A 16,441-nucleotide genomic window follows, 5' to 3' on the forward strand; every position below is an offset into this window, starting at 1 on the left:
CGCCACAATCCGGCCGTCATGCCCCGCGCATGCGGGGCATCCAGTACGCCGCTGCCTCTCGGCTCAATCACCGCAGCCTCTGGAATACTGGATCACCCGCTTTCGCGGGTGATGACCGGTGCGTAGCGGTTGAGCGCGCATGACCATTGAGAGATCGCCGCCTATATTACTGCCTGATTCCGAATCAGGCTCCTCATGCGCGTTTTCAGCGTTCCCCTCTCCGCTCCATTCCTGCGTACCGTCATCGCCGCCCTGGTCGATGGTCGCCTGGTCAGGGGATTTGACGCGCGCCGCAATCCCGAAAAGCTGGCGGATGCGACGCTCTATCTGCCGACGCGACGCGCCGGCCGGCTCGCACGGGAGATATTCCTCGATGTCCTGAACACGGATGCCGTCGTGCTGCCGCGCATCGTAGCGCTTGGCGACATCGATGAGGATGAACTCGCCTTCGCGGAAGAGGCAGAACAATTCGGCGGCGCGGCGCCGCTTGAGATCCCGCCCAAGCTCGGCGAGCTCGAGCGGCGGCTGATACTGGCGAGGCTGGTTGCGGCCTGGGCGAAGAGCCCGGTGACCGCGCCGCAAGTGGTCGGCGGCCCCGCATCGACGCTGCAGCTTGCCGGCGATCTCGCCCGCCTGATGGACGACATGGTGACGCGCGGGGTCGCGTGGAGCGCTCTGGACAGGCTGGTCCCCGACCAGCTCGACCAATATTGGCAGCATTCGCTGGATTTCCTGCGAATCGCTCGCCAGGCTTGGCCGGCCTATCTCGCCGAGGTCGGCCGCATAGAGCCGGCGGCGCGGCGCGACCTCTTGATCGCGGCCGAAGCCGCGCGTCTGACCGCACGACCCGATGGTCCCGTGATCGCGGCGGGCTCGACCGGTTCGATGCCGACGACCGCCAAATTCCTCCATGCGGTGGCGAACCTGCCGCACGGCGCGGTCGTGCTGCCCGGGCTCGATACCGATCTTGATGAAGAGTCCTGGGACATGATCGGCGGCATGCGCGATGCCAAAGGCAAATTCACCACGCCGCCCGCGTCGAACCATCCGCAATTCGCCATGCATGCGCTGCTCGATCGCTTCGGCATCAAGCGCGACGAAGTGGAGATTCTGGGCGAGCCGGCACTGCACGGACGCGAGGTGCTGATGTCGGAAGCGATGCGGCCGTCCAGCGCCACCGCGCAATGGCACGACCGGCTCGAACAGCCCGAAATCGCCGCCAAGATTTCCGCCGGCATGAACGGCATTGCCGTCGTGGAGGCACCGAATCCGGAGATGGAAGCGCTCGCCATCGCCATTGCGATGCGCGAGGCGCGGCATCTCAATAAATCGGCCGCGCTGGTGACGCCGGATCGCGCCTTGGCGCGGCGGGTGATGGCGGCGCTGACGCGCTGGAATCTCGAATTCGACGATTCCGGCGGTGAAGCGCTGATGGACACACCGTCGGGCGTTTTCGCCCGCCTCGCCGCGGAAGCCGCGACCAAGGGACTGGAGCCACCGACGCTGCTGGCGCTGTTGAAACATCCGCTGTTCCGGATCGGCGCCGCGCCTGGCGCTCACCGGCGCGCCACGGAAGTATTGGAGCTGGCGCTCTTGCGCGGCACGCGGCCGCAAGCCGGCACTGAAGGTCTTGCCCGCGATTTCGAACGCTTCCGCGGCGAACTCACCAAGCTGCGCCGCGGCGAGACCTCCTCGCTGCATCCCCAGGAGCAGCGGACCCGGCTCCGCGATGTCGAGCTCGAGCAAGCGCAGTCGCTGATATCAAAGCTCAGGGGCGCGCTTTCGCCGCTCGAAAGCATCAGTGCATCCAAGCCTTACGATTTTGCCGAGCTGGCGCTGCGGCATCGCGAGGCTCTCACCGCCCTGTCCTGCGATCACCGTGGCATCGCCGTCGCCTTCGAGGAGCAAGCAGGCTCTGTGCTGGCGTCCGCATTCGATGATCTCGTCGGCGCAAAAAAACTGAGCGGGGTGATGGTCTCGCTCGCCGACTATGCTGACGTCTTCCAGACCGCGTTTGCCGACCGTATGGTGCGCCGCCCGGAATCGCCGCGGGCGCAGCTCCACATCTTCGGTCAGCTCGAAGCGCGACTGACGGAGACCGATCGCGTGATCCTCGGCGGGCTGGTGGAAGGCGTCTGGCCGCCGGCGCCACGGATCGATCCCTGGCTCAGCCGGCCGATGCGGCACGAGCTCGGCCTCGATTTGCCTGAACGCCGCATCGGCCTCTCCGCGCATGACTTCGCGCAACTGCTCGGCACTGACGACGTGATCCTCAGCCACTCGGCCAAGGTCGGCGGCGCACCGGCGGTGGCCTCGCGTTTCCTGCATCGGCTCGAAGCGGTCGCTGGCGAGGCGCGCTGGAAGGCCGCGAAAGCATTGGGCGAGACTTACGTCCATTACGCCGTCGAGCTCGACCGGCCGGAGAAGGTCGAGCCGATCGCGCAGCCGGCGCCAAAGCCGCCGCTTGCGACACGGCCGCTCAGAATGTCGGTGACCGCGATCGAGGACTGGCTGCGCGATCCCTACACGATCTATGCAAGATACATCCTCAGGCTCGACCCGCTCGATCCTGTCGACATGCCGCTGTCGGCGGCCGACCGCGGCTCGGCAATCCACGAAGCACTCGGCGAATTCACCCAAGCCTTCGCCGCCGCACTGCCGGACGATCCGCTTCGCGCCCTGCGCGAGATCGGCGGCAAACATTTCGCACCGTTGATGGAGCGGCCGGAAGCGCGGGCGCTGTGGTGGCCGCGCTTCCAGCGCATCGCGACCTGGTTTGCCGAATGGGAGACGGCGCGGCGCGGCGATATCGCGGCCATCAATGCCGAGATCTACGGCGATATCAAAATCCCCTTGGGCAACGAGCGCGCGTTCACGCTCTCGGCGCGCGCCGACCGCATCGAGCTCCACCGTGACGGCTCGTTCGCGATCCTCGACTACAAGACCGGCCAACCGCCGACCGGAAAACAAGTGCGCATGGGTCTGTCGCCGCAGCTCACGCTGGAAGCCGCGATCCTGCGCGAGGGCGGCTTCGAAGGAATTCCAGCCGGCGGATCAGTCGGCGACCTCGTTTATGTCAGGCTCAGCGGCAACAACCCGCCGGGCGAACAGCGGACGCTGGAATTGAAGATCAGGCCGGGCGACACGCCGCAGCCGCCAGACGATGCCGCCGACCACGCGCGGCGCGAGCTGGAGAAGCTGATCCGGCAGTTCGAGGACGAGAACCAGGCCTACACCTCGCTGAATCTGTCGATGTGGGCCAATCGCTACGGCACCTTTGACGACCTCGCCCGGATCAAGGAATGGTCGGCGGCGGGCGGCCTGGGATTGGAGGAATGGTGAAAGCGCCCCGCCCCATTCCCGACGCGGTGCGCGCCACGCAGGCGCGCGCGTCCGATCCCAAGGCGTCCGCGTTCGTGTCCGCCAATGCCGGTTCGGGCAAGACCCATGTGCTGGTGCAGCGCGTGATCCGGCTGTTGCTGGAGGGCGTGCCGCCGGAGAAGATCCTCTGCATCACCTTCACCAAGGCGGCCGCGGCCAACATGGCCGAGCGGGTGTTTTCCACGCTCGGCCATTGGGTCACGCTCGACGACGCGGCGCTGGACACCGCGATCCGCGAAGCCGGCATCGCCCATCCCAATGCAAGGCTGCGGCGGGAAGCGCGAAAGCTGTTCGCCTGCGCGCTGGAGACGCCGGGCGGGCTCAAGGTGCAGACCATCCACGCGCTGTGCACCCGCCTGCTGCAGCAGTTTCCGTTCGAGGCCAACGTGCCGGCGCGGTTTGCCGTGCTCGACGACCGCGACCAGAACGAGATGATGGAGCGCGCCAACCTCGCCGTGCTGCTGGAAGCCTCGCGCAACCCTGATAGCGCCACCGGGCGCGCGTTGATGGTGGCGATGGCGAGCGCAGCCGACGTCACCTTCAAGGACGTGGTGCGCGAGGCATGCCTCAGCCGCGATCATTTCATGGCGTGGACCGATGCCGCCGGCAGCGCGGATGCGGCCGCCGCAGAGATGTCGGCGGCGCTTGGCGTTGCCGCGAATGATTCGATCGAAGAGGTCGAGCGCGAGATTCTGGATGGCCCCTGGCTGCCGCGCGCGCGCTGGGAGGATATTGCGCTGGTCCTCAACACCGGCAGCAAGTCCGACCAGGACCAGGCGGCGCGCCTGCGCGAGGCGCTGGTCTTCACCGGCAGCGCGCAGGTCGACGCCTATCTCGGCGTCTTCCTGACCGACGCCGACCGCACACCGCGCAAGTCGGTGGTGACGAAGAAATTCTGCGACAACAACCCCGCCATCGGCCGGCTGTTCGAGGCGGAAGGCTTGCGCATCCATCCGCTGATCGAGCGCCGCCGCGCCGTGACGATGCGCGACCGCACCGAGGCGCTGCTGCATATCGCGACCGCTGCGGCCGCGAACTATCGCCGCGAAAAGCTGGAGCGCGGCCAGCTCGACTATGACGACCTGATCGACAAGACGCTGGAGATGCTCGACCGCGTCTCCTCGGGCTGGGTGCATTACAAGCTCGACCGCGGCGTCGATCATGTCCTGATCGACGAGGCGCAGGACACCAGTCCGAAGCAATGGGACATCGTCGCGCACATCATCTCCGAATTCACCTCCGGTGCCGGCGCGCGCGATGGCGTTACGCGCACGGTGTTCGCTGTCGGCGACGAGAAGCAGTCGATCTTCTCGTTCCAGGGCGCGGCCCCGCATGAATTCGATTCGCGTCGCCGCGAGCTGAAGAAGAAGTTCGAGGATGCCGGGCTGAAATTCGATCCGGTCTCCTTCACCTATTCGTTCCGGTCGGGACCGGCGATCCTGCAATCTGTCGACCACGTCTTCCGCGAGCAGGAGATCTATCGCAGCATCCATGCGGTCGAGAACGGCTATCCGCTCCACAATGCGCTGGCCGACGCCGGCCCGAGCCTGATCGAGCTCTGGGAGCTTGCGGAAGCCGACGACAGGCAGGACATCGAAGGCTGGCGCGCGCCGTTCGACGGCGTCTCCGTCACCAGCCCGGAGGTCAAGCTGGCAAAGCGCATCCAGGCTGAAATCCGCCGGCTGGTGGAGAGCGGCACCATGACCGGCAGCCGCGGCAACCGCCGGCCGCTGACCTACGGCGATGTCCTGGTGCTGGTGCGACGGCGCGGCAACGCGTTCGACGCGGTGATCCAGGCGCTGAAGCACGCCAACATCCCGGTCGCCGGCGCCGACCGGCTGAAGCTGACCGAGCATATCGCGATCATCGACCTGATGAACCTTGCGGACGCGCTGCTGCTGCCGCAGGACGATCTGGCGCTGGCAGTCGCGCTGAAGAGCCCGCTGTTCGGCCTCGATGACGACGATCTGTTCAAGCTGGCCTGGGAGCGCAAAGGATCGCTGCGCCATGCACTGTCACTGCATGCGACCATGGACGAGCGCTGCGCAGCCGCGCTGAGACGGCTCGAGCGCTGCGAGCGGCGCTTTGCCGACCTGACGCCGTTCGCGTTCTTTGCCTGGCTGCTTGGCGGCGAGGGTGGGCGGGCGCGCATCCTGCGCCGGCTCGGCCAGGAGGCCAATGACGCGCTCGATGAATTCCTCGAGCTCGCGCTGGCCTATGAGCGCAAGGCACCGAGCTCGCTGCAGGGCTTCGTGGCCTGGCTCCGCGCAGCCGACACCGAGGTGAAGCGCGACATGGAGATTTCGCGCGACGAGGTGCGCGTGATGACGGTGCACGGCGCCAAGGGCCTGGAAGCCTCCGTCGTGTTCCTGGTCGACACCACGACCTCGCCCTCGGATACGCAGCGCCTGCGATTGATCCATCTTCCACAAGGCAATGGCGCGCCGCATGGACCCGGTGTCGTGGTCTGGGCCGGCCGGAAAGCCGAGGACCCCAGTCCCGTTGCCAGGGCGCGTGAGGCGATGCTGGAGGAGACCGAGGACGAATATCGCCGCCTGCTCTATGTCGCGATGACCCGCGCCGCCGATCGGCTGGTCGTCGGCGGCTGCATGCCCGGCAACATGAAGAAGGTCCGGAATGCCTGCTGGTATGACCTGATCGACAAGGGCCTCGCCACTTCCGGCCTCAGCCTGCAGGAGATCGAGACCCCGGCGGGCCTCGTGAAGCGCTATTTCCGGCCTGAGGATGCCGATGCTGCGACCGGCCTCGCGGCGTCGAGGGCGACGCAGCCGATCGAGCTGCCGTCCTGGCTGCAGCGGCCGGCGCCGGCGGAAGCCGCCGCCGACAGCCTGCTGCGACCGTCCGACCCGACCGACGACAATCGCCGCGTCCGCAGCGGCGAGCAGATCACCCAGCGCGCCCGCGCCATCCAGCGCGGCACGCTGGTGCACCGTCTGTTGCAGTCGCTGCCGGACATTTCAGCCGACCGCCGGCCCGGCGCGGCGCTCGCCTATCTCGAGCGCAACGCCGAGGATTGGACCGAGCAGGAGCGCGCGGCGCTGGCCGAAAGCGTCCTGGCCCTGATCGCCGATCCGCGTTTCGCAGCCGTGTTCGCCACTGGAAGCCGGGCGGAAGTGTCCATCGTCGGCCGGCTGGAGCAGCCGGGGCAAGCGCCGGCGCTGGTATCCGGCCAGATCGACCGGCTGGTGGTGACGCCAAACGAAATTCTGATCGTCGACTTCAAGACCAACCACGCCCCGCCGAAAAGTGCGGCCGAGGCGCCCCGGGGCTATGTCCGGCAGCTCGCGCTCTATCGGGCCGTGCTGCGCAAGCTGTATCCCCACCGCCCCGTCCGCGCCGCCCTGCTCTGGACCGAAACTACTGAATTGATGGAGATTTCGGCCTCCGCGCTGGACAAGGAGCTGGCATCCCATCATGCTGGCGTGACCGAGCTTGACCCGGCAGGGGTGCGTTCATAGGTTTGCCATATGATCCCAGGCGCGACTCAGTCCCGCCCCTTTCTTCCAACCGAACGAGGTACCCCATGTCCGTTGGCAAGGTTTCTGACGCCAATTTCGATGCCGAAGTGCTCAACGCGACCGGGCCTGTCGTGGTCGATTTCTGGGCCGAATGGTGCGGCCCCTGCCGCATGATCGCGCCCGCACTGGACGAGATCGCGGGTTCGATGGGCGACAAGGTCAAGATCGTGAAGCTCAACGTCGACGAGAGCCCGAAGACGGCTTCCAAATATGGCGTGATGTCGATCCCGACCCTGATGATCTTCAAGGGCGGCGAGATGGCTTCGCGCCAGGTCGGCGCGGCGCCCAAGGCGAAGCTGCAGCAGTGGATTTCCGCTGCGGTCTGATCCGCTAGTCTCCTTAGAATAATTTCTCGCAGCGGCCGGCCAAGTGTCGGCCGTTTGCGTTGAATGGGCGTGTGTCGCGTCTGAAGGCCCTCGCCCGTGCCGTCTCCCCGCCGAAAGACCATCTCCAATTCCACCGCGCTGGTTGCGATGGAAGCCCGTTCGGTCGATGCGATCCCGCGCGGCGACGCGTGGCAATATGAGCCGAAATGGGATGGCTTCCGCTGCCTGCTCGCGCGTCAGGGCGCGAAGGTCGACCTGCGCTCCAAGTCCGGCGAAGATCTCGGCCGCTATTTTCCGGAGCTGATTGCCGCTGCGCTCGAGCTGAAGGCGACCTCTTTCCTGCTCGACGGCGAAATCGTCGTCCCGCATGGCAAGACATTCTCGTTCGACGATCTGTTGCAGCGGATTCATCCGGCGGCCAGCCGCGTCAAGAGGCTGGCGCAGGAGACGCCAGCGCTGTTCATCACCTTCGACCTGCTCGCGACGGCCGCGGAGAAGAAGCTTTCCGCGCAACCGCTGCATCAGCGGCGGTCGAAGCTCGACGTCTTCGCCAGGCAACAGTTCAAGTCCCATCCTACCTTTCGGCTGTCGCCCGTCACCGCAAGCTACGCGACCGCGGTGAAGTGGCTGAAGCAGTCCGGCGGCGGCTTCGACGGCGTGATCGCCAAGCGCATCGATCTGCCCTATCAGGGCGGCAACCGCGACGGCATGCAGAAGATCAAGAAATTCCGCAGCGCCGATTGCGTCGTCGGCGGCTTCCGCTATGCGACCAACAAGATCGGCGGCCGGAATGTCGTCGGTTCACTCCTGCTCGGCCTCTATGACGATGACGGCCTCTTGCACCATGTCGGCTTCACCTCCGCCATCAAGCGCGAGGACAAGCCGGCGCTGACGTCCAAGCTGGAGGCGCTTATCGCAAAGCCCGGCTTCACCGGCAATGCGCCGGGCGGCCCGAGCCGCTGGTCGACCGACCGCTCCGCGCAATGGTGCCCGCTGAAGCCGAAACTGGTGATCGAGGTCTGCTACGATCATTTCAGCGGCGAGCGCTTCCGCCACGGCACCTCGATCCTGCGCTGGCGCCCGGACAAGGCGCCGCGGCAATGCAGCTTCGAGCAGTTGAAGCAGAAGGCCGTCGATCCGATGAAGCTGCTGAGCTCGTAGCAGCCGGAGTCCGGACGGCGCGGTGCTAACGAATCCAGCCGGTCGCCAGGGCAGATGCCAGTTCCAACTGGCCATTCTCGCGCGCCAGCGCGGCCATGGCGTCGTGATCGTAGGGCACATGGCGGAACGTCACCCGCCAGGCACCGTCGGCTAATTCCAGGATCGCATAGCGCGCATCCGGCGTACCCGCCTCCACGACATGCTTGTAGGGATGAACGTCGCGATAGCCGGGAGAACCGACGCTGCCCGGATTGACGATCAGGCGCCCGTCGCGCAGCCGCACCGCACGTGCCAGATGACTGTGGCCGCAGAGGATCAGCGGCTGTGTGACGCCACTCGCGACCTGCTCGATCGCCTCCAGCGACGCCATCCGCACGGTGCCGTCGGGCAGCACCGTTTCCAGCCAATAGACCTCGTCGCTTGCTGGCGTCGCATGGCAGAGAAAGACCTGATCGCGAAACACACGCGTTGCCGGCACCGCACGCAGCCAGTCGAGATGACTCTGGTCGAGTTGCGCGTACGCCGGCCGGTCCCACGAACCCATCTTCTCCCGCGGCCTGTCGATGAGATACCGGTCGTGATTGCCAAGCACATGAACCGCACCGAGCGCCATCAGCGCGTCCATCGTCCGCCGCGCGTCCAGCGGACCGCTCGCCATGTCGCCGAGATTGACGATCTCGGTAATTCCCTGCGCGCGGATGTCGGCAACCACAGCTTCCAGCGCCAGATAGTTGCCGTGCACGTCGGCGATGGCAGCAAAGCGCAGCGTCATGCCGGCGGCGTGCCGTTCACATCGAGCACATGGCCGGCAAGATAGAGCGAGCCCGTGATCAGGATCCGCGGCGGCACCTCATAAGCAAGCTGCGAGAGCGCCCGCAGCGCAGCCTCCACGCTGGCCGCGATCTCGACGCGCATGCCGAACACACGCGCCGCATCCGCCAGCCGATCCGGCGGCATGGCGCCCGCACGGCCCGGAATCTCGACCGCGATGATATGGCGCGTCAGGCCGGCGAAATTGGCGAGGAAGCCGGATGCATCCTTGTTCGCCATCATGCCCGCGATCACGACCAGCGGGCGCGACACCCGCTCCTCGAGGTCGCCGAGCGCGGCGGCGGCCACGCGGCCGCCTTCGGCATTGTGTCCGCCGTCGAGCCAGATCTCGGAGCCCGGCGGCGCCAGACTGACCAGCGCACCCGAGGCCAGACGCTGCATCCGCGCCGGCCATTCCGCGTTGACGATGCCGGCCTCGAACGCGGGGATGCCGATCTTGAACGCGTCGATCGCGCGCAGCGTCGCAATCGCCAGTCCGGCGTTGTCGAACTGATGACGGCCGAACAGTTTTGGCGCCGCCAGATCCATCAGGCCGCGATCATCCTGATAGACCAGCCGGCCGCGCTCGACCCCGACATGCCATTGCTGTCCGGCCATGTGCAGCGGCGCACGCCGGCGCGCCGCCTGCGCCTCGACGACTGCCATCGCGTCCGCCGACTGCTCGGCCGAGATCACCGGCACGCCGCGCTTGATGATCGCGGCCTTCTCACCGGCGATCGCGGTCAAGGTATCCCCGAGGAATTCGGTGTGATCCATGCTGATCGGCGCGATGACGGAGGCAACTGGCGTCTCGACCACATTGGTCGAATCCAGCCGGCCGCCGAGACCGACCTCCAATAGCGTGACGTCTGCCGGATGCTTGGCGAACAGGAAGAACGCCGCCGCGGTCTCGATCTCGAAGATCGTGATCGGATCGCCATCATTGACGGCTTCGCAATGTTCGAGCGCCGAGCGCAGCTCGTCGTCATCGACCAGCCCGCCGCCGCCGACGTGGCCAAGGCGGTAGCATTCGTTCAGCCGCACCAGATAGGGCGAGGTGAAGACGTGCACGCGCAGGCCGGCCGCCTCCAGGATCGCGCGCAGATAGGCAATCGTCGAGCCCTTGCCATTGGTGCCGGCAACATGGATCACCGGCGGCAGCTTGCGCTCGGGATGATCGAGCCGCGCGAGCAGCCCATGCATGCGATCGAGGCTGAGGTCGATCGTCTTCGGATGCAGCGCCGACAGGCGCGCAACCAGCTCGCCGAGCGGCGGCGATGGCTGGGCGGCGGGTACGCTCACGCGTGGGGCGCTGCCGGCACGGTTTCCGGTGCCGAGACGATCTGTGTGGGCGTAGTGACCTCCGGCGCGGGCCTCAGGGGCGCCTGCAGCGGCGGCGATTTGGTGAGCAGGCGGCACAGCCGCGCCAGCGTCGCGCGCATGTCATGGCGATGCACGACCATGTCGACCATGCCGTGTTCGCGCAGATATTCGGCGCGCTGGAATCCCTCCGGCAGTTTCTCGCGGATGGTCTGCTCGATCACGCGCGCGCCGGCGAAGCCGATCAAGGCACCCGGCTCGGCGATATGCACGTCGCCCAGCATCGCATAGGAGGCGGTGACGCCGCCGGTGGTCGGATTGGTCAGCACGACGATGTAGGGCTGCTTGGCCTCGCGCAGCATCTGCACGCCCACCGTGGTGCGCGGCATCTGCATCAGCGACAGGATGCCTTCCTGCATCCGCGCGCCGCCGGAGGCTGCGAACACGATGAAGGGCGACCTCTTCTCAACCGCGAGCTCGAGCCCGCGCACCATCGCCTCGCCGGCGGCCATGCCGAGCGAGCCGCCCATGAAATCGAAATCCTGCACTGCGATCACGACGCCGGCGCCTTCGAGCTTGCCATAGCCGACCTTGATCGCATCGTTCAAACTGGTCTTCGCCCGCGCATCCTTGATGCGGTCGACATATTTACGTTCGTCGCGGAATTTCAGCGGGTCCGGCGTTACCTCCGGCAGCGCCACGTCGAACCAGGTCTCGTTGTCGAAGATCGACTTCAGCCGCGCCACCGCGCCCATCCGCATGTGGTAGTTCGAGCCGGGAATGACGAACTGGTTGGCCTCGACGTCCTTGTAGAACACGAGCTGCCCGGAATCCGGGCACTTGATCCAAAGGTTCTCCGGCGTCTCGCGCCGCAGGATGCTGCGGATCTTCGGCCGGACGACATTGGTGAGCCAGTTCATGCTTCGCTCCGAAATGCGGTCGGTTCCGCATTGACTGAACATATGGCGGTCCGGGTAACGCCCGGCAAGCCGCCCACTATGACGATCGCAGCCTATTCGGCCGCTTGTTTGGCGCCCCGGACGCCCTGCGCGAGGGACGCGACGAGATCAGCCACGGCAGTCACCGTCTTGGCGGTCGCCCGCCCTTCCGCATCGAGGCTGCCGCGCACCGCATCGACCAATGCGGTGCCGACCACGGCGCCGTCGGCATGCTCGGCAATCGCCCGCGCGGTGTCCGGCGTGCGGATGCCGAACCCGACGCAAACCGGCAGTTTGGTATGCCGCTTGATCCGGGCCACCGCTTCCCCGACCGCCTTGGCGTCGGCCGCCGCGGCACCGGTGATGCCGGTGATCGAGACATAGTAGACGAAGCCCGAGGTGTTCGCGAGCACCGCCGGCAGGCGCTTGTCGTCGGTGGTCGGCGTCGCCAGCCGGATGAAGTTCAGCCCGGCCTTCATCGCCGGCAGGCACAGCTCGGTGTCCTCTTCCGGCGGCAGGTCGACGATGATCAGGCCATCGACACCGGCGCTCTTGGCATCGGCGAGGAACTTGTCGACGCCGTAGATGTAGATCGGATTGTAGTAGCCCATCAGCACCAAAGGCGTGGCGTCGTCGTCCTTGCGGAAGCCGCGCACCATCTCGAGCGTCTTCCTGAGCGTCATGCCGCCCTTCAGCGCGCGCAAGCCCGCTGCCTGGATCGACGGGCCATCCGCCATCGGATCGGTAAAGGGCATGCCGATCTCGATGATGTCAGCGCCGGCCTTCGGCAGCGCCTTGATGATGTCGAGCGATGTCGCAGGGTCCGGATCACCGGCCATCACGAACGTGACAAAGGCGGAGCGGCCCTGCTTCGCGAGCTCGGCAAAACGTGCATCGATACGGGTGGTCACTGCTTTCGGCCCTTCAAGATGTCGCCGACCTGCGGCACGTCCTTGTCGCCGCGGCCGGAGAGATTGACCACCATCAGGTGATCCCTGGGCCGCTTCGGCGCGAGCTCCATCACCTTGGCGATCGCGTGCGCGGGCTCCAGCGCCGGGATGATACCTTCGAGCCGCGACAGCAACTGGAAGGCTTCCAGCGCCTCCTCATCGGTCGCCGAAAGATAGTTGACGCGGCCGGTCTCGTGCAGCCAGGCGTGCTCCGGCCCGATGCCGGGATAGTCCAGTCCCGCCGAGATCGAATGCGCTTCCTGGATCTGGCCGTCTTCGTCCATCAAGAGATAGGTGCGGTTGCCGTGCAGCACGCCGGGACGCCCGCCGGCGATCGACGCGGCATGCAACTGCGTCAGCCCGTGGCCGGCGGCTTCGACGCCAAAGATTTCGATCGAGGGATCGTCGAGGAAAGGATGGAACAGCCCCATCGCGTTGGAGCCGCCGCCGATGCAGGCGACGAGCGAATCCGGCAGGCGGCCCTCGACGTCCTGCAATTGCTGGCGCGTTTCAACGCCGATGATCGACTGGAAATCGCGCACCATCATCGGATAGGGATGCGGGCCGGCCACCGTACCGATGCAGTAGAACGTGTTGTGTACGTTGGTGACCCAGTCGCGCAGTGCATCGTTCATCGCATCCTTCAGCGTGCGCGCGCCCGACTGCACGGGGACCACCTTGGCGCCCAGCATCTCCATGCGGATCACGTTGGGCTGCTGCCGCGCGACGTCGACCGCGCCCATATAGACCACGCATTCAAGCCCGAACCGCGCGCACAGTGTCGCGGTGGCGACACCGTGCTGGCCGGCGCCGGTTTCGGCGATGATGCGCTTCTTGCCCATGCGGCGCGCCAGCATGATCTGGCCGAGCACATTGTTGACCTTGTGCGAGCCGGTGTGGTTGAGCTCCTCGCGCTTGAAATAGATCTTTGCGCCGCCGAGATGCTCGGTCAGCCGCTCGGCGAAATAGAGCGGCGACGGCCGGCCGACATAGTGCTTCAGATGGCCGTCCATCTCCTTCTGGAAGGCAGGATCGGCCTTGGCCTCGGCATAGGCCTTCTCGAGGTCGAGGATCAGCGGCATCAGCGTTTCCGCGACGAAGCGGCCGCCGAAAATGCCGAAATGCCCGCGCTCGTCGGGACCGCTGCGGAAAGAGTTGGGCAGTGCTGGGCTCATCGAACCATCAATTCGTCTGTGGCGCGCGCGGCGCGGATGAATGCGCGGATCAAATCGGCGTCCTTGACGCCGGGGGAACTTTCAACGCCCGAGGACACGTCCACGCCGCCGGCGCGGCTGATGCGGACGGCTTCAGCGACATTGTCGGCATGAAGTCCGCCCGAGACCATGAAGGGCAGGTCAAGCTCAAGTTTTTCCAGCACGCGCCAGTCGAACACCGCACCGAGTCCTCCAGGACGAGTCGCGCCCTTCGGAGCCCGTGCGTCAAACAGGATGCGATCGGCGGCCGCGGCATAGCCCGCGAGCGGGGCGAGATCGGCCGGTGTTTCGACCGCAATCACCTTCATCACCTGCAGGCCGAACCTCTGCCTGATGTCGCGCACGCGCGCCACCGGCTCCTTGCCGTGCAGTTGCAGGATGTCGGGCTGCAGCGTCTCGACGATGTTTTCGAGGGTGGCGTCATCCGCATCGACGGTGAGCGCCACCTTCACGGCGCGACCCTTCGCCTGCCGGCCGAGCTCCCGCGCCACCTCAAGCGAGAGATGCCGCGGCGAGGGCGGAAAGAACACGAAACCCACCATGTCGGCACCGGCCTCAAGCGCGACGTCGAGCGTCTCGCGCGTGGACAGGCCGCAGATTTTGACGAGCAGGGACATGGTCTCTCAGGCGTTGCAGCGGCCGGAACTGACGGCTCCGGCCCGGACGGGGCGGGTTCTACAACGTCGCGCCCTGCTTGTCTCGCCCGACGACCCCCGATGAGCCGCCATTTGCCGGAGCTGTGATGCGACGCCGGTCAGCCTGCGCCGCGGCCAGGGTGGCCCGCAAATCGGCCAGTTCCGCCCGGAGCTGACGGGCGTCGGCCTCATGCTGCCGCGCGGCCCGCCGCCAGCGATGCTGCCGGAGCCAGGTGGCCGTGCTGCCTGCGATCACGCCCAGGATCGCGACGATAATGAGCACCAGGAACAGCGGCAGCGTTATCGCCACCGTCGGCGTGGTCGAATTGAATGGATCGAATGAAACCGTCACCAGGTGACGGTTCGCAACGGCGAAGATGACGAAGAACAGGCCAAGCAGGATGACGAGCAGCGTCGTGAAGAACTTTCGCATCACCATCCCTTGTATCGGCTGACGATCGCATGCCGATCTATAGCAACCGGAGATGCGGACGCGCCAGCAATCTCCGCGAGATCAGGCGCTGGATTCGGGCGAGCTGCCGCCGCCGCTGGTGCCGGTGTCGCGATTCAGGCGCTCGCGCATTTCCTTGCCGGTCTTGAAGAACGGAACACTCTTCTGATCAACCGGAACGTGCGCACCTGTTCGTGGATTGCGGCCGGCCCGCGCCGGGCGATGCTTCACTGAGAAGGCGCCGAAACCGCGCAGTTCGACCCGGTCGCCGCGCGCCAGCGCAGCCACGATCTCGTCGAGGATCGCATTGACGATGTTCTCGACATCCCGCTGGTAGAGATGCGGGTTGTGCTCGGCGATACGCTGAACCAGTTCGGATTTGATCATCGAGAGTTGTGGCCCGGGATCTTGCGGACATCCATTTCCGTGAAAATGCCTTGGACTGTCAAGACGCTAAATCACTTTTGGCGCCGATGAAGAGCCGTGACAAATGGCCCGAGCCCGGCTTCCCTCATTCTCGCAATACGGGAATGGACCAAAAGCGGATTGCGCGGCATCTCAATTGCTCCCTGCCGGCTGCCACAGCGCCAGCATGCCGTCCATGCCGAACCGATCGACGGCCTGGATGAGACCGGCCTGCTCGACGCGGCGAGCGATTCCGCTCAAACCAAATGCGTCAAGCGTGATCGAAGCCGCCGTCCGCAGGAATGTCAGATCGCCGAAGCGCGGATTGAGCTTGTAGTCGCGCACTGGCAGGCCGCTCTTGATCTTCTTCTCCTGGACCAGCCAGGCAACCGCGGTCTTCTCGTCGCCGAGTTGATCCACGAGCTTCAACTCCACCGCCTGCCGGCCGGTGAAGACGCGTCCGTCCGCGACCTTGTCGAGCAAGGCATCGTCCATGCCGCGCCGCTCCTTCACGAGGCCGCGGAACCAGGCATAGGAATCCTTCACCAGCGCATCGATCGCGGCGCGCGCTTCCGGGCTGGTCGGCTCATAGCCGTTGGGCGCGGCTTTCAGCGGCGAGGACTTCACCTCCTCCACCTTCACGCCCACGGTCTTCAGGAGCTCGGTGACATTCGGAAACTGGAACAACACGCCGATCGAGCCGACCAGCGAGCTCTGCTGCGCGATGATGTGATCGGCAGCGATCGCGGTGATGTAGCCGCCGGACGCCGCCAATCCCTCGACCACCACGACCAGCGGCTTCTTCGCCTTCAGCCGCATCAGCGCGTCGTAAAGCTGCTCGGAACCGGCGGTGGTGCCGCCGGGCGAATTGATGTGGACGATGACGGCCGCGGCCTGCGACTTCTCCAGCCGCTCCAGCGCCTCGACGCGATCCTGATCGCTGCGGATCAGGCCCTCGATATTGACGCGCGCGATCGATCCCACCGTCGAGAGCGAGCTGCGTCCGCCCGCTACGATCACGCCGACGCCAACGACGGCCGCCATCGCAACCACCGCAGCCGCGACGCGCCAGAAGGTCAGCTTGCGGCGAATCCGTCGACGATCGACGATCACGTCTGAATCAAGCGACATCGAAAATCTCCAAAAGAGCTCAACGCGTTCTTGCAATCACAGGATGACGGAGAGCTTAGCAAAATACATCAATTGCGGTGCAATATGAAGAAAACAAGGCTGGTGTTGCGTTACGGCTGTAGCATCGTAGCTCGGATGGAGCGAACGCGTAATCCCGGACAAGTTTCGCCGCTTGCGATA

12 protein-coding genes and 1 pseudogene are annotated in these 16,441 nt (G+C 66.0%); 4 read left to right on the top strand and 9 right to left on the bottom strand.

All coding sequences use genetic code 11. The features are described from left to right. Window positions 1–195 precede the first annotated feature (195 nt). The 4 genes from addB (at window position 196) to I6F35_RS23690 (ending at window position 8,407) form a co-directional block, all read left to right on the top strand. Complete coding sequence (gene addB / locus I6F35_RS23675; protein ID WP_225120063.1) at window positions 196–3,342, top strand: double-strand break repair protein AddB; 3,147 nt, start codon at window positions 196–198, stop codon at window positions 3,340–3,342. Beyond that, the gene (gene addA, locus I6F35_RS23680) at window positions 3,336–6,860 is read left to right on the top strand and encodes a double-strand break repair helicase AddA (RefSeq protein ID WP_225120064.1); all 3,525 of its coding nucleotides are present in this window, start codon (window positions 3,336–3,338) and stop codon (window positions 6,858–6,860) included. Before addB ends, addA begins: the two co-directional genes overlap by 7 nt. A 65-nt stretch (window positions 6,861–6,925) precedes the next feature. Beyond that, complete coding sequence (gene trxA / locus I6F35_RS23685) at window positions 6,926–7,246, top strand: thioredoxin (RefSeq protein ID WP_225120065.1); 321 nt, start codon at window positions 6,926–6,928, stop codon at window positions 7,244–7,246. Window positions 7,247–7,393: 147 nt separating this feature from the next. Beyond that, entirely contained in the window at window positions 7,394–8,407 is a 1,014-nt protein-coding gene (locus I6F35_RS23690) for an ATP-dependent DNA ligase (protein ID WP_225120089.1), read from the top strand. Between the two features lie 25 nt (window positions 8,408–8,432). On the opposite strand, the gene I6F35_RS23695 is transcribed toward I6F35_RS23690, so the two are convergent. The 9 genes and pseudogenes from I6F35_RS23695 to sppA form a co-directional block, all read right to left on the bottom strand. Beyond that, a complete protein-coding gene (locus I6F35_RS23695; RefSeq protein ID WP_225120090.1) occupies window positions 8,433–9,173 on the bottom strand; it encodes a metallophosphoesterase family protein in 741 nt (246 codons plus the stop codon). 2 nt (window positions 9,174–9,175) lie between these two features. Further along, window positions 9,176–10,519, bottom strand: coding sequence for a folylpolyglutamate synthase/dihydrofolate synthase family protein (locus I6F35_RS23700; protein WP_225120066.1), 1,344 nt, complete (start codon window positions 10,517–10,519; stop codon window positions 9,176–9,178). Between the two features lie 92 nt (window positions 10,520–10,611). After that, window positions 10,612–11,457: pseudogene (gene accD / locus I6F35_RS23705) on the bottom strand (acetyl-CoA carboxylase, carboxyltransferase subunit beta); the annotation flags it as partial. Between the two features lie 92 nt (window positions 11,458–11,549). Beyond that, window positions 11,550–12,386, bottom strand: a complete 837-nt coding sequence (gene trpA / locus I6F35_RS23710; protein WP_225120068.1) for a tryptophan synthase subunit alpha — start codon at window positions 12,384–12,386, stop codon at window positions 11,550–11,552. Next, the gene (gene trpB, locus I6F35_RS23715; protein ID WP_225120069.1) at window positions 12,383–13,600 is read right to left on the bottom strand and encodes a tryptophan synthase subunit beta; all 1,218 of its coding nucleotides are present in this window, start codon (window positions 13,598–13,600) and stop codon (window positions 12,383–12,385) included. The genes trpA and trpB overlap by 4 nt, the downstream gene beginning before the upstream one ends. Continuing rightward, on the bottom strand, window positions 13,597–14,256 hold the full coding sequence (locus tag I6F35_RS23720) for a phosphoribosylanthranilate isomerase (protein WP_225120070.1): 660 nt from the start codon (window positions 14,254–14,256) through the stop codon (window positions 13,597–13,599). Before I6F35_RS23720 ends, trpB begins: the two co-directional genes overlap by 4 nt. Window positions 14,257–14,314: 58 nt before the next feature. Beyond that, the gene (locus tag I6F35_RS23725) at window positions 14,315–14,707 is read right to left on the bottom strand and encodes a LapA family protein (RefSeq protein WP_225120091.1); all 393 of its coding nucleotides are present in this window, start codon (window positions 14,705–14,707) and stop codon (window positions 14,315–14,317) included. A gap of 81 nt (window positions 14,708–14,788) precedes the next feature. Continuing rightward, window positions 14,789–15,112: an integration host factor subunit beta gene (locus I6F35_RS23730; RefSeq protein ID WP_225120071.1), complete on the bottom strand. Its 324-nt coding sequence runs from the start codon at window positions 15,110–15,112 to the stop codon at window positions 14,789–14,791. A gap of 171 nt (window positions 15,113–15,283) precedes the next feature. Then, window positions 15,284–16,261: a signal peptide peptidase SppA gene (gene sppA / locus I6F35_RS23735; RefSeq protein WP_225120072.1), complete on the bottom strand. Its 978-nt coding sequence runs from the start codon at window positions 16,259–16,261 to the stop codon at window positions 15,284–15,286. Between the last annotated feature and the right edge of the window lie 180 nt (window positions 16,262–16,441).

It is taken from the genome of Bradyrhizobium sp. BRP22 (genome assembly GCF_020194175.1).
Lineage (GTDB): Bacteria > Pseudomonadota > Alphaproteobacteria > Rhizobiales > Xanthobacteraceae > Bradyrhizobium.